Below are 13877 nucleotides of genomic sequence, written 5' to 3'. Positions count from 1 at the left end.
AAGGAGCTATCTTTTATGCAGATAGCTCCTTTTCTTTGAACCATTATTGTACGACGCTTCTCATATACTATACTTGCGCCTGTTTATTTAACTTTGAATGTTTATAGCCATACATAAAATATACAGCCAATCCGATTACGAGCCAGATCACAAATATTATCCAGTTACTTGCCCCCAATTCCGTCATCAAATACAAATTGATCAGGATACCAACGACAGGCAATAGCGAAAAGTTCATTTTAAAGCTATAAATACTCAGGCCAAGCCAGGTTAACCAAAATATAATGACCAACATTTTATGTTCTATAATTTCCAGGATGGAAAGCGATTTCCACTCCTGAATCGTCTCTTGCGCATAGATAAAAATAAGCACAATAGCGATCAGTAGCCCTGCACCAACTAAATATTTACCATTGATGTAAGGAACTTTAAATTTGGATTTTGCAGATAAGCCCGAATAATCCATATACAATACACCTGCACAAACAAGGATAAAGGCAAAAAAGGTGCCCACGCTCGTTAGATCCACAAAGAAGTCCATTTTAAAAAATAACGAAGGGATAGCAACCACCAAACCCGTTACAATAGTCGCAAAAGAAGGTGTTTTATATTTTGGGTGGATCGTCGCGAATTTCTTCCACAACAAACCGTCCCGACTCATAGTCATCCAGATTCTTGGTTGCGCCAATTGATACACCAGCAAGGCACTGGTGATGGCAATCACAGAGGTCACCGATATAATTCCGGCCATATGGTCGAAACCCACATATTTAAACACGAAAGCAAGTGGATCCTTCACATTTAATTCGGTATAGTTAACCATCCCCGTCAAGACCAGGGTAATGGCAACATACAATACAGTACAAATCAATAGACAATAGATCATTGCCTTAGGCAGATCGCGCTGTGGGTTTTTACACTCTTCGGCAGTTGTGGAGATCGAATCGAATCCGATAAAGGCAAAGAAAACCGCGGCCACACTTCCGAGTACACCTTTGAGACCATTCGGTGCAAAAGGTGTCCAATTTTCAGGTTTAATGAAAAATATACCCCCAAAAATGACAGCCAGGATAATTGCCACCTTTATCATAACCATGACCATACTTGCTTTCTGGGACTCTTTGATTCCGATATAAACCAACCAAGTGACCAAAAATGTAATGACACCTGCCGGTAAATCGAAAATAATAGGCAATCCCCCAATTCGTGGCGCACTATTAAAAGCATCCAGACCATGTTGGTCGATTGCGGTCAGGGCCGCCGCGCCATGTTGGTTCATCTTGTCTACAGCATCATAAGCATAGCCTGGTGCCATGGATAACCAAGCCGGTATGTGAAGACCAAAGCCCTCTAGCATGGAGACAAAATATTGCGACCAGGAAATGGCAATAACCGTATTGGAAACAGCATATTCTAAGACCAATGCCCAACCTATAATCCATGCAAACAACTCACCAAAAGCTACATAAGCATACGTATATGCTGATCCTGAAACAGGAACTGTACTGGCAAATTGCGCATAGGCCAATGCCGTAAAAACACAGGCAAAAGCTGTAAAAACGAAGAGCAGTGATACTGCCGGCCCACCTTCATAACTCGCTAACCCAATTGTGCTAAAGATTCCAGCCCCTACAATAGCGGCGATACCCAACGAAACCAGATCTGTTACCCCCAATACCTTTGCAAGGCCTGTCCCCCCCTCTTTTTGAGTGTCATGCAGAATCTGATCAACACTTTTCTTCCGAAAAAGTCTATGTGACATGTAAATTTAGTTTTTGATACTTAAAATTATGCGAAAATAAATATTTTCAAGGTCTTATACTATTGGTATTTTCCGATAGACTAATTAAAGTCCACCAGCTCATATTGAATATACTGGTAAATTTCCTGATAATCGGTCATCTGCGTATGTAAATAGGAAATCAACTGTTCTGTCAGAAGCTGTCTTTGCTCCACGGAAACTTCAAATTGCCACAATCGTTTACAAATATTGAAAAGTGCACCTGCAATTTTTTCTACCTCAGCATAGTCATAAATATACTTCCACTCAATAAACTGATGATAGAACTTTTCAAACTTAGGAATATCATTCAGTTGATTAATTTTCAAAAACTTCCGAACAGCGTCTTCATTGACATGCATTAGCGCAGCGTAGAATTTATCGATGGAGACCGCTTTATTTTGTGTTAGGATATGATCCAGCAATAGCTCCAACGCGATATGCGCCATAAAGGACGGCCGGATAGGCAGCCCCGCTAAACTAGACTGGATTTTTAGTTTCAGTTGATGTGTATGATGAAAAAAATAAGGTGAATTGTGAAACAGGCGATCGACCTCGATATGACGGTTCCAACCTATATACAATTGCTCCAGTAAAGGATTGTCCAAAAGCTCATCTTCATACTGACGTGGTTTTAGCATAAAGGATTTATCAGCATTTTTTAATAAATCGGGTAGCAATCCACCTACAATACGTTCGGCATTGGTTGCAAACCGCTCAAAATAGAAATGTGACAAAAAATTCATACCAGCTTATTAGCGTGTGCTTTTATATGGAATTATTCGCTCAATATACGCTTAATCTCCTATCTTTGCATCTTGTAAATTAAAAAATTAAATCCATTTAACAATGAGCTTTGTAGAAGAATTACGTTGGAGAGGCATGTTGCAAGATATTATGCCAGGCACTGAAGACTTACTGAATAAAGAAAAAGTCGCTGGTTATATCGGCTTTGATCCCACAGGCGACTCTCTACACGTAGGACACTTGACGCAAATCATGACGTTGATCCATTTCCAAAATGCAGGCCACAAACCAGTTGCCCTGGTTGGAGGAGCAACAGGCATGATCGGAGACCCTTCTTTCAAATCTGCAGAGCGTAACTTGTTGGACGAAGCTACCTTACAGCATAATGTCGCTTGTCTGAAAAAGCAGTTAGGCAAATTTCTTGAATTTGGAGAAGGGGAAAATGACGCCCAAATGGTTAATAATTACGACTGGTTTAAAGATTTTAAATTTTTGGATTTTATTCGTGATATCGGTAAAATGATTACCGTTAACTATATGATGTCAAAAGATTCTGTAAAAAAACGTCTGGAAGGCGACAATGGTCTCTCATTTACAGAGTTTACCTATCAATTGATTCAAGGATATGACTTCTACTACCTTTGGAAGCATCATAACTGTAAAGTTCAAATGGGTGGGTCCGACCAATGGGGTAACATTGTAACAGGAAGTGAAATGATTCGTCGCCAAGATCAGGGAACAGCTTATGCAATCACCACACAATTAATCAAAAAAGCCGATGGTCAGAAATTTGGAAAAACCGAATCTGGTGCCGTATGGTTAGATCCAAAGAAAACCTCTCCGTATAAGTATTACCAATTTTGGTTGAATACGTCAGATGATGATGCTAAAAACTGGATCAAAATTTTCACACTCAAACCTCAGGACGAAATAGCGTCTATTATTGCAGAACATGATGCAGCGCCACACTTACGTTTAGTTCAAAAAGCACTGGCAAAAGATATCACCATTCGTACCCACTCCGAAGAAGCATACGAAACTGCGATCAAAACTTCTGAATTTCTTTTTGGTAATGGTTCTTTAGAATTTTTGAACAACTTAGATCACGAGGCTGTTTTAGAGGTATTTGAAGGCATTCCTCAATTTCAGGTCGCTAAAGCGGACCTTGCAGCAGGCATCAATATTCTTGATTTACTGGCTGTTCAGACACAAGTATTCCCTTCCAAAGGTGAAGCCCGCAAAATGCTTCAGGGCGGCGGAGTTTCTATCAACCGAGAAAAAGCAACTGATATAGAAGAGTCAGTTACGGAAAATCACCTTGTAAACAATAAATATATTGTTGCACAACGCGGTAAAAAGAATTATTATCTGATTATCGCAGATTAGTGATCAGCAATATCCTGATTTAATAATCCATAAGCATAAAGAAGTCCCTTTTGAACAAATCAAAAGGGACTTCTTTATGCAATCCAAAGCTGTTCTTCTTCCGCTAAAAAATCGGTCCGGTTAATTTAATAGTTTTTCAAATGCCTTACGCGACGCTCCTCTAAAATGTACCTCCCCACAATATTGATACCCCAGCTTTTCGAACACATGCAACATTCCTCCATTGTCAAAATTAGTATCCACCTTGATACTATAAACCCCATGATCAACCGCGATCTTCTCCACCCCAGACATGATTCCCGTTCCCACACCTTTCATATGCGGATCCTGCGCCGAGGCCAATCGGTGTATACCGACATAAGGTCCATCACTTAACCATTTTCCGTCAATATCATTATAAGCAGGTTCGACATCAAAAATAACAGCTACATAACCTACAATCCTATGCTCCACTTCAACGACATGCCCGTAGCCCTTATCAATATCCGACTGCACCACATCTTCATTCGGATAACCATCTTGCCATTGTCGGCTGCCTTGTTCTTTCCTGAGGGCAATTGCTTGTTGTATAATTTCCCAAATCCGTCCTTTATCAGCCAATGTCGCTTTTCGTATTTCAAACTTGTTCATCCTATCTCTTATTTTTATTCGTAAAACTACATATTTTACAGCAACTCCAAAGAATACACCAAAACAGCAATCTGTATAGATATGCACATTCTTTGATCAAACCTATTTGCAGGGCATAGTATTTGCTAGTCATTATAGCTATCTAGCTTTTTAGCTACATCTAAATTTATTCATTCATAAAAAACGACAAACTTAAAATAATAGGCCATCAGCATCTTTAAAATACTATCAAAATAACTAAGTTTGTAAGCAGTATAATTGTGAGCTTTTCAATGTCAAACAAAGGAAATACATTTAGGCAGACAGGAAATTCAGTTTCCGGCAAACGTGCCCCTCAAAAGGAATCAACAACATTTAAAAAAGAAAAAAGTCAAAAAAATAGTGTACCAAGAGATTATTCTGATGCACAGCAAAAGGCTGTCAAGATATTAGGGATTTTATTGATCTTGCTTTCATTAGCATTTGCTACCGCTTTCGTATCCTACCTATTCACTTGGGAAGACGATCAAAGTTATATCGCAAAAACTAATGGCGGATGGTCAACATTATTTAGATCTACGGAAGAAATTCATGATGAAAGTGTTGATCTACCCGTTGTTGACAATAAACTAGGGAAATTTGGTGCATTGCTTGCCAACCAATTCATGTACGAATGGTTTGGTGTCGCATCTTTTCTTTTTATCCCGGTATTATTCATTTTAGGATATCGCCTGTTGTTCAAGAAATCATTACTTCCGTTGTACCGTACGGTAGTCTATTCTTTCGTTGCTATCGTTTTTATCTCGGTAACATTAGGCTTCCTGCATGGATTTATGGCCGATACACCGCATATGCTTGAGGGCAAATTTGGCTTTTGGACCAATAAATTATTGGAAGCACAAGTTGGCATTGTCGGCGTTGGCTGTATATTGGCTTTTGCCTACCTGACGACATTGATCTTACTTTACAACCTCGATTTTAAATTTGTCCTATTCAGTAACAGGAAATCCAAGTCATTCTCCGAAGATACGGACGAAGAGGATGAGGATGAATACGCTCCACAAAATCTAAGAAACAAAATTCATATTGAAGATGATTCCATCCAATCTGTACGGGAATCTTTTCAACGGCCAACATCAATCAATGAGCGATTTCAATCTGCTCGTGAAAAAGATATACAGGAAGAACTTCAACGCCCTGCCTTTACACATCACCCCGTACCTGAAGTACAAATTGATCCGAAAGACAAAGTGGTACTCTCGTTCGACGACAGTCCGCTGGAACGAACAGAGAATACACCTTCAATCAGTTTTACAATTGATCAGCCGAATGAAGAATTTGAAGCGGAAGACTTACCACTAATCCGGGAATATCAAGCACCGAAAATTGAAGCAGAACCTCAACAAGAGCCAGAAGCTGCCATCGAACCCGATGCAGTACCAGGTCTGGTGGTCGAGGATATCAAAGAGGAAAAAGAGATTACTGCCAGTGACCTTGTGGCCCAATTCGGACAATATGATCCAAAATTGGATCTTTCTGGTTACCAACATCCGGCATTGGATTTATTGAAGGACTATGGTGGTGGTAAAATTACCATCAATCAACAGGAACTCGAAGCGAACAAAAACAGGATTGTTGATACACTGAGAAACTACAGTATCGAGATCGAAAGTATCAAAGCAACTATAGGTCCAACGGTAACTTTGTATGAAATTATACCAAAACCAGGTGTACGGATTTCAAAAATCAAAAATCTGGAAGATGACATTGCCTTAAGTCTTGCGGCATTAGGTATACGGATTATTGCACCTATGCCTGGAAAAGGAACAATCGGTATTGAGGTACCAAATTCCAGTCCGGAAATGGTATCCATGCGATCAGTACTTGCTACGGAGAAGTTTCAGAAAACAGACATGGATCTCCCGATTGCTTTAGGTAAAACGATTTCCAATGAAGTCTATATTGCCGATTTAGCTAAAATGCCCCACCTTCTAGTTGCGGGAGCGACCGGACAAGGTAAATCAGTAGGTATCAACGCCATTCTGACCTCCTTGCTGTATAAAAAGCATCCGGCCGAACTAAAATTTGTCCTTGTTGACCCTAAAAAAGTGGAACTTTCTCTATTCAAAAAAGTAGAGCGCCACTTCCTTGCAAAATTGCCTGACGACGGAGATGCAATTATCACCGATACGAAGAAGGTAATCAACACCTTAAATTCTCTGTGTATAGAAATGGATCAACGTTATGATTTGTTAAAAAATGCACAGGTACGGAATTTAAAGGAATATAATGCAAAATTTATCAATCGCAGATTAAACCCTGAGGAGGGTCATCGATTCTTACCATATATCGTTCTTATTGTTGATGAGTTTGCCGACTTGATGATGACAGCAGGAAAAGAGGTCGAAACACCGATTGCACGATTGGCACAATTGGCCCGTGCGGTAGGGATTCACTTGGTTATTGCAACCCAACGTCCTTCTGTCAATATCATTACCGGTACAATCAAGGCCAACTTCCCTGCACGTCTTGCATTCCGTGTATTATCGAAAGTCGATTCACGGACCATTCTAGATACAGGCGGTGCAGATCAGTTGATCGGTCGAGGTGACATGCTTCTAGCGACTGGAAGTGATTTGATACGTATTCAGTGTGCTTTTGTTGATACGCCAGAGGTTGAACAAATTTCCGACTACATCGGTGCACAACGAGGCTACCCTTCGGCATTTATGCTTCCGGAATATGTAGACGAAAACGGAGATGGTTCTGGTAGTGTGGATTTTGATCCCAAAGACCGCGATCAGTTGTTCGAAGAAGCTGCCCGATTGATTGTCATGCATCAGCAAGGCTCAACTTCATTAATCCAACGTAAATTAAAATTGGGTTATAACAGAGCAGGACGAATCATCGATCAATTGGAAGCTGCTGGAATTGTAGGTCCATTTGAAGGAAGTAAGGCCCGCGAGGTACTTTATCCAGATGAGTATTCATTAGAACAATTTTTGGAGACGTTAAGAAAGGACAACTAAGATGAAAAAACAATTGTGGTTTATGGTAGGTTTGCTAATTATTGCATACAGCCAAAACAGTTATGCACAAAATGATACCGCTGCTAAAGCATTACTGACGAAAGTAAGCCAAAAGTACAATGCATACAAAACAATACAGGCCAACTTCTCATTAGCTATTAAACAAGCTAATGGTGGCTCACATACTGACGCTGGAACAATATACCTGGACAAGAGTAACAACAAGTACCAGGTCAGTACCAAAAATCAAGTATTGATATCGGATTCCAAGACACAGTGGAATATCATGAAAGCCGAAAAGGAAGTGGAAATCTCAGAAGCAAGCAATTCGACCAACGAGATCAATCCAACAAACATATTCAGCTTCTACACCAGCGGTTTTAAATATACCTTGACCAATACTGAAAAGGTAAAGGGACTTACGCTAAGTGTCGTTGAATTAAGTCCGCTCGATAGCAAAAAAAACTATTCAAAGATAAAGCTGCGTATCAATAAGGCAAGTAACCTGATCTATGATACGACCGTTTTTGATAAAAGTGGTAATCGCTATACCTATACATTAGCTTCGCAAGAAGGCAATAAAGCGCTTTCAGGTAGTCTATTTGCATTCAACAAAAATGATTACAAAGGTTTTGAAATCGTCGATTTAAGATAAAAATCTATCGTCGCTATAACACTGATTAAAGTACCATAAAAAAGGCTTTCCAGTATTGGAAAGCCTTTTTTATGGTACTTTAATCGTTATATTTTACTTTACGCAATTTTATAGCATATTGGGTTCCTTATCCAAGGTCTCGCTTTCTTTGTTTGCATAACGCGAATAACCATGCTTTTGCGGATGTTCGATAATTTCCTTCATAGAAACCAGTTTGTAAACATACGAACCCGTTTCATTATTCAATTTCAATGCAAAATAGTCGTCCTTTTTTTGTCTTCTTATAGAACCTCTTAAACTACCATCACCGACATTATATGCTGCAGCTACCAAGGTCCAGTTACCAAATTGGCCATAGAGGTATTTGAGGTATCTCGCTGCAGCATGCGTAGATTTAACAAGATCCTTTCGGTCGTCTACCGTACCATTGACTTTTAAGCCATACAAACGGGCTGTTGCCGGCATAAATTGCCAATAGCCACCAGCTCCCTTCGATGAAACAACAGCTTTACTAAGCCCGCTTTCCACTAAGGGGATATACTTAAAATCCTCCGGAATACCATGTGATTTAAGGATCTTTGCGATCATAGGCAAATAGGTCTCTGCCTTTTTGTGCATATCGTATGATCCTGTTTTTTTAAACGAGAATCGATTGAAAAATTTGCGCAATTTACTTTCCACAAGCGGACGATCCATCGGTAATGAATCTTCAGCAAATGTCAATGAATTCATATACGATTCAAAGGAATTGCTTTTTTCTTTTTTTTCTTCTTCGTCCCCATGATGAGCGGGAACTACTACGAGCTTCGGTTCAACGATCTTATCGCCGTTTGAAGCATTGTTGTGTGGGGTTGAGTATAACTTTGACAGCAATAAAGCAAACAAAATCAAACTACTACATAAAACTTTCTTTCTTATCATTCACTCCCTTAATGCTACCCTATCCACGACTGCAATCGATCAAAAAATAGCTTGGTTCAAATTCAAGGGTACAAAGGTAAACACTATTTATTTAAAAAACAAATAGTTACATTCTAGACAACTTAAACCGGGTTTGTTAGCGTAAAAACGCAGCAAATTCAAGAAAAGACAAAAAGATAAGGATTTTTTCGCAAAACCCAAAATTATACCTAACTTTGTCGTTCACATTTTAGCAAAACACAATGCCATTCAGCAATAAAAGGAACAGTCGTGATGACAACTCCAGAAAGTCACGAGGCAACTCAGATAGTTTCAAATCTAGAGGCGATAAGAACAATAGTTTCGGAAAAAAATCATATGGGTCGAATGACCAATCTGAAAGAGGCTCTTTCAGAAAAGATGATAATCGTGAGAACAGATCATTCGGATCTAAAAAATTCTCAGACAAACCTTCCTTCCGAGGAGATAACAATTCCTTCCGTTCAAAAGATAATTCAGAAAAATCCTTTGGTAGAGGAGGCCGCTCATTTGATAAAAATGATTCTTCAAGATCTTTTGACAAAAAAGATTCCTTCAATAAATTTGATAGATCAGAACGTTCTTTTGACAAAAAAGATAACTTCAAACGTTCCGATAGAAATGACTCTTCAAGATCTTTTGACCGTTCAGAACGTTCTTTTGATAAAAGAGATAGTTTCAAACGTACAGATAGAAATGATTCCTCAAGATCTTTTGACCGTTCAGAGCGTTCTTTTGATAAAAGAGATAGTTTCAAACGTTCAGACAGAAATGACTCTTCAAGATCTTTTGACCGTTCAGAACGTTCTTTTGACAAAAGAGACAGTTTCAAACGTTCAGACAGAAATGACGCTCCAAGATCTTTTGACCGTTCAGAGCGTTCTTTCGATAAAAAAGATAACTTCAAACGTTCAGACAGAAATGACAGCCCAAGATCATTCGATAGATCAGAGCGTTCTTTTGACAAAAGAGACAGTTTCAAACGTTCAGACAGAAATGACTCTTCAAGACCTTCTAACAGAAAGTTTGATGGCGATAAAAGTAGAAATTTTGACGACAACAAAAACTTTGGTGATAAACAATATATTAAACGTCCAAAGAAAAAAGCAGAGGATGCAGAAGATGACGGCTTAGTTCGTTTAAATCGTTACATCGCCAATGCTGGTATCTGTTCAAGACGTAAAGCGGATGAGCTTATCACTGCTGGTGTTATTTGGGTAAATGGAGAACCTGTTACGGAATTGGGTACCAAGGTGGATCCTGCAACAGATGAAATCCGTTACAACAACGAACGTCTAAAACGTGAAAAAAATGTTTATGTTTTGTTGAACAAACCAAAAGATTATATCACGACTACAGATGATCCGCAGGAGCGTCATACCGTAATGGAACTTGTTTCTAAAGCGACAAAAGAAAGAATCTATCCTGTTGGTCGTCTTGACAGAAACACAACAGGACTACTTTTGATGACAAATGATGGTAGTCTTGCTGAAAAACTTTCACACCCGCGCAACAGCATCAGCAAAATCTATAATGTCGAGTTAAACAAAAGCCTTACACAAGGCGATTTTAACAAAATCAGCTTTGGTATCGAATTAGAGGACGGTGTAATTAAACCAGATGACTTGAGCTATGTTCAAGGCGGATCGAAACGTGAAGTCGGTATCCAAATCCACTCGGGGAAAAATCGTATCGTACGTCGTATTTTTGAGTCATTAGGATATGAAGTCGTTAAATTGGATCGTGTGGTTTATGCAAACTTAACGAAAAAAGACCTTCCACGTGGCCGTTGGAGATATTTAGAAGAGCGTGAAATCGTGCAGTTAAAGCACCTGATTTAATCGCTTAAGCAGATAAATAAAAATAAAGGACGGTCATTCAGTTAACCGTCCTTTATTTTTTATATTTGCTCTTTCAAATAATAAAACAAAGAATATGACTGATCCGAAAACACTTTCATCCGTTGCGGAATTCCATAAAACATTCCAACATCCAATCCTAGACACGCCTACTATTCCATCTGAACAAAGATGTGCCTTACGGGTATCGTTGATCGCTGAGGAATTAAAAGAATTAGAAGAGGCCATCCGGGATAAAGATTTGGTCGAGATTGCAGATGCGCTATGTGACATTCAATATGTACTTGCTGGAGCGGTATTGGAATTTGGTTTAAAAGATAAATTCTCTGCTCTTTTTGATGAAGTTCAACGTTCCAATATGAGCAAAGCATGTAAAGACGAAGCAGAAGCCATCGCTACACAGGAGCACTATAAATTAAAAGGTGTAGAATCCTATTATAAAGAAGTTGATGGCAAATTTCTGGTATTCAGAACAGCTGACAATAAAACGTTAAAATCCATCAATTACTCTCCAGCCGATCTAAAAACAATTGTTGAGGGCTAAATAAAGATGGTAATCGTACCCTTTTTTTGTAGGTAAACAGCAAAGGCTTCATTAGAGAAGCCTTTGCTGTTTTTATAGCGCTGAATATATTCATTAAACGCGATAGCATACAATGATCTATCAAAAGAGTATAAAATATTAGGAACGGCTAAAAAAGACTCCCCTGCACGACCTGACGTGCTTCCAATCCCTTATCGATGTATGTTTGAATACCTGATTTCGGTAAGCCCCAATTCGGAGCAATTAACAATTCTTTATCTGCAATCCCGAAAATACGTTGAATGATCAGATCAGGACGCAATCGAGGAATAAACTTTGCTAAGAATTCCGTATAACCTTCTATCGAGAAAAGTTCAAAAGGCTCACGTTTGAACTTAACGCCCATAATAGATCCCTCTACAATATGTAAGTGATGCAACTTCACAAATTTAATTTGTGGAAAGCGGTTGATTTCATCTGCATATTTCAACATCATTTCTTCAGATTCCCACGGGAAGCCAAAGATGGTATGCACACAAAGCTCCAACGGAGTATCTTTCAGCATATTCATGGCCTGAACAAATTCGTCGTGAGAACAGCCTCTATTGATCTGCTCCAATGTATCGTTGTAAATAGATTCCATACCCATTTCCAAATCCACATCGTAACGATCTGTATAAGACTCCAACAATGCTATCTTTTCAAAATCCAAACAATCAGGACGTGTACCCACAGAAAGACCCAAAGTATTTTCAGGATCAATACTTAAAGCCTCATCATACATCATCTTCAGTAGATGAGTCGGCGCATATGTATTTGTATTTGGCTGGAAATAAATAATAAACTTCTCAGCGCCATAGCTATTACGTGCTCTTTCAATACCCGATTCCACCTGCTCGCGTATAGAAGGAATTTTCCGGGCAGTATCCGGTGTAAAAGAATCTACATTACAGTACGTACAACCACCATAGCCCTTACTACCATCACGATTGGGGCAGGTAAAATTACCATCCACAATCACTTTAAACACTTTCTGTCCGTTATACTTTTGCTTTAAATAAGCCCCGTAATGATTATACGGTTTAATTCCGTTGTCCAATAATGTACCCATTCCGCTGCAAAGTTACTCAATAAAAATCATATGTGACCATTATTTTCTCAGGATCAAATGTTAAACTGATACGGCCATCACGAAAATCTTCCCAAGATAATTTATACAAACTATCCTTAACTGCATTCTCCAAATCAAAATAACTGCTTTTAACAGCTAAACTGGGAGAATTATCATAATAAGTAGGTAAACCGTAATAGAATACGAAAAATTGTTCAAATTCTTTAAATGACAAATAGCCATAAAACCTATTCCTATTTCTTGAAACCAATATTTCAATTCTTTTTAGCCTGCCATTTGTATAAAAATAATCAAGTGTTTGATAATACAGTGCATTCAACCATTTGCCGCCAATAAATTGGATATGACCTGGATCGATGACAACCATTGTATCCTTACTCCGCGTATATGTCCCCAATTCCCCAATAGAGGACCTTTCCCCAAGATGAATGATATATTCACGCGCTATATTGGTCGATCTACCATCTTTATTTGCCGGTATCCACTTTGATATGGACGAAAATTTTTGATTCATTTCTTCAGTCTTATCTACATGACCAAAATTGCTAGAAACAACTCTGATAGTGCTATCCTTATAAACCTCGAATCCAACATGAGCCTCATCATTAAGCATATCCATATCACGTTTCCATTTTTCATTTAACTGCCTATAAAAATCGATAATACCTATCTTCGGGGTTGGAAGGTAGTTTTGATAAGAAACAAAAATGTAATCCTGTCTATCTTGGCAAATACCTGATCTCACATTCAACAAGAGAAGACAGACGATGATCAAACAATTTCTCATATGGCCAGTAAGTAATATTTACAGCAATATACAAAAAACCTAGATACGGGAGTTCTAGAAAAGGCGAGATGCTTCACAAGGAAAGTACTTAGTCGTTCCTTAACAAAACCCACTATTTAATTTATTTTTAAAAACAGGATTAGAAAACAGCATAATTTGTATCTTATAAAATAAGAAAATAATTTTCTGTTTCAGTAGTTCCATCATTTTCTTCATGTTCCAAGCGGTTGCAGCTAGTAATGCATTGATTTGTGGTCCCGTTTCTCCCATGAAGTAATTTTTTGCCAGCCTAAAATCGGTTTTTAAATGTCCGATGATAGGTTCTATTGCCGCTCTGGTTCTAAATTTTTTGCGCTTTGTCTGCTTTTGATAAGCAGTGTCTTTTTTTCTTGGAGTGCTTGGGATGGAGATTTTCACGCCCTTTATTTCTG

At 38.7% G+C, this 13877-nt stretch carries 12 protein-coding genes; 5 read left to right on the top strand and 7 right to left on the bottom strand.

The features are described 5' to 3' along the window. Positions 1-67 precede the first annotated feature (67 nt). A complete protein-coding gene (locus tag IQ31_RS10465) occupies positions 68-1762 on the bottom strand; it encodes an amino acid permease (RefSeq protein WP_145327940.1) in 1695 nt (564 codons plus the stop codon). Between the two features lie 80 nt (positions 1763-1842). Beyond that, positions 1843-2526 (bottom strand): ACP phosphodiesterase, encoded by a 684-nt coding sequence (locus tag IQ31_RS10460; protein ID WP_145327939.1) that lies wholly within the window; start codon positions 2524-2526, stop codon positions 1843-1845. Between the two features lie 103 nt (positions 2527-2629). On the opposite strand from IQ31_RS10460, the gene tyrS reads away from it, so the two are divergent. Further along, positions 2630-3913, top strand: a complete 1284-nt coding sequence (gene tyrS, locus IQ31_RS10455) for a tyrosine--tRNA ligase (protein ID WP_145327938.1) — start codon at positions 2630-2632, stop codon at positions 3911-3913. Between the two features lie 120 nt (positions 3914-4033). Here the strand turns inward: tyrS and IQ31_RS10450 are convergent, their stop codons facing one another. After that, positions 4034-4543, bottom strand: coding sequence for a GNAT family N-acetyltransferase (locus IQ31_RS10450; RefSeq protein WP_145327937.1), 510 nt, complete (start codon positions 4541-4543; stop codon positions 4034-4036). A gap of 272 nt (positions 4544-4815) precedes the next feature. Between IQ31_RS10450 and IQ31_RS10445 the strand changes: the two genes are divergently transcribed. Beyond that, positions 4816-7551, top strand: a complete 2736-nt coding sequence (locus IQ31_RS10445; RefSeq protein WP_145327936.1) for an FtsK/SpoIIIE family DNA translocase — start codon at positions 4816-4818, stop codon at positions 7549-7551. 1 nt (position 7552) lies between these two features. Next, the gene (gene lolA1, locus IQ31_RS10440) at positions 7553-8206 is read left to right on the top strand and encodes an outer membrane lipoprotein periplasmic chaperone LolA1 (RefSeq protein WP_145327935.1); all 654 of its coding nucleotides are present in this window, start codon (positions 7553-7555) and stop codon (positions 8204-8206) included. 108 nt (positions 8207-8314) lie between these two features. Here the strand turns inward: lolA1 and IQ31_RS10435 are convergent, their stop codons facing one another. Beyond that, entirely contained in the window at positions 8315-9127 is an 813-nt protein-coding gene (locus tag IQ31_RS10435) for a lytic transglycosylase domain-containing protein (RefSeq protein WP_145327934.1), read from the bottom strand. Positions 9128-9369: 242 nt separating this feature from the next. Between IQ31_RS10435 and IQ31_RS10430 the strand changes: the two genes are divergently transcribed. Further along, entirely contained in the window at positions 9370-10986 is a 1617-nt protein-coding gene (locus IQ31_RS10430; RefSeq protein ID WP_112375475.1) for a pseudouridine synthase, read from the top strand. Positions 10987-11080: 94 nt separating this feature from the next. Further along, positions 11081-11548: a pyrophosphohydrolase domain-containing protein gene (locus IQ31_RS10425; protein WP_070570070.1), complete on the top strand. Its 468-nt coding sequence runs from the start codon at positions 11081-11083 to the stop codon at positions 11546-11548. Positions 11549-11696: 148 nt separating this feature from the next. On the opposite strand, the gene mnmL is transcribed toward IQ31_RS10425, so the two are convergent. The 3 genes from mnmL to IQ31_RS27325 form a co-directional block, all read right to left on the bottom strand. Then, positions 11697-12638, bottom strand: coding sequence for a tRNA modification radical SAM protein MnmL/YtqA (mnmL, locus tag IQ31_RS10420; RefSeq protein ID WP_070570068.1), 942 nt, complete (start codon positions 12636-12638; stop codon positions 11697-11699). A gap of 16 nt (positions 12639-12654) precedes the next feature. Beyond that, entirely contained in the window at positions 12655-13404 is a 750-nt protein-coding gene (locus IQ31_RS10415) for a hypothetical protein (protein WP_139145098.1), read from the bottom strand. A gap of 141 nt (positions 13405-13545) precedes the next feature. After that, positions 13546-13877, bottom strand: a 332-nt coding sequence (locus IQ31_RS27325; RefSeq protein ID WP_483259534.1) for a transposase, incomplete at its 5' end; no start/stop codon positions are given.

The organism is Sphingobacterium siyangense (assembly GCF_007830445.1).
Classification (GTDB): Bacteria; Bacteroidota; Bacteroidia; order Sphingobacteriales; family Sphingobacteriaceae; genus Sphingobacterium; species Sphingobacterium siyangense.
This window is presented reverse-complemented; position numbering and strand designations above follow the sequence as displayed.

Coding starts and splice junctions, on each gene's coding strand:
- IQ31_RS10465 (WP_145327940.1), bottom strand. CDS start 1,762: ATGTCACATAGACTTTTTCGGAAGAAAAGTGTTGATCAGATTCTGCAT.
- IQ31_RS10460 (WP_145327939.1), bottom strand. CDS start 2,526: ATGAATTTTTTGTCACATTTCTATTTTGAGCGGTTTGCAACCAATGCC.
- tyrS (WP_145327938.1), top strand. CDS start 2,630: ATGAGCTTTGTAGAAGAATTACGTTGGAGAGGCATGTTGCAAGATATT.
- IQ31_RS10450 (WP_145327937.1), bottom strand. CDS start 4,543: ATGAACAAGTTTGAAATACGAAAAGCGACATTGGCTGATAAAGGACGG.
- IQ31_RS10445 (WP_145327936.1), top strand. CDS start 4,816: ATGTCAAACAAAGGAAATACATTTAGGCAGACAGGAAATTCAGTTTCC.
- lolA1 (WP_145327935.1), top strand. CDS start 7,553: ATGAAAAAACAATTGTGGTTTATGGTAGGTTTGCTAATTATTGCATAC.
- IQ31_RS10435 (WP_145327934.1), bottom strand. CDS start 9,127: ATGATAAGAAAGAAAGTTTTATGTAGTAGTTTGATTTTGTTTGCTTTA.
- IQ31_RS10430 (WP_112375475.1), top strand. CDS start 9,370: ATGCCATTCAGCAATAAAAGGAACAGTCGTGATGACAACTCCAGAAAG.
- IQ31_RS10425 (WP_070570070.1), top strand. CDS start 11,081: ATGACTGATCCGAAAACACTTTCATCCGTTGCGGAATTCCATAAAACA.
- mnmL (WP_070570068.1), bottom strand. CDS start 12,638: ATGGGTACATTATTGGACAACGGAATTAAACCGTATAATCATTACGGG.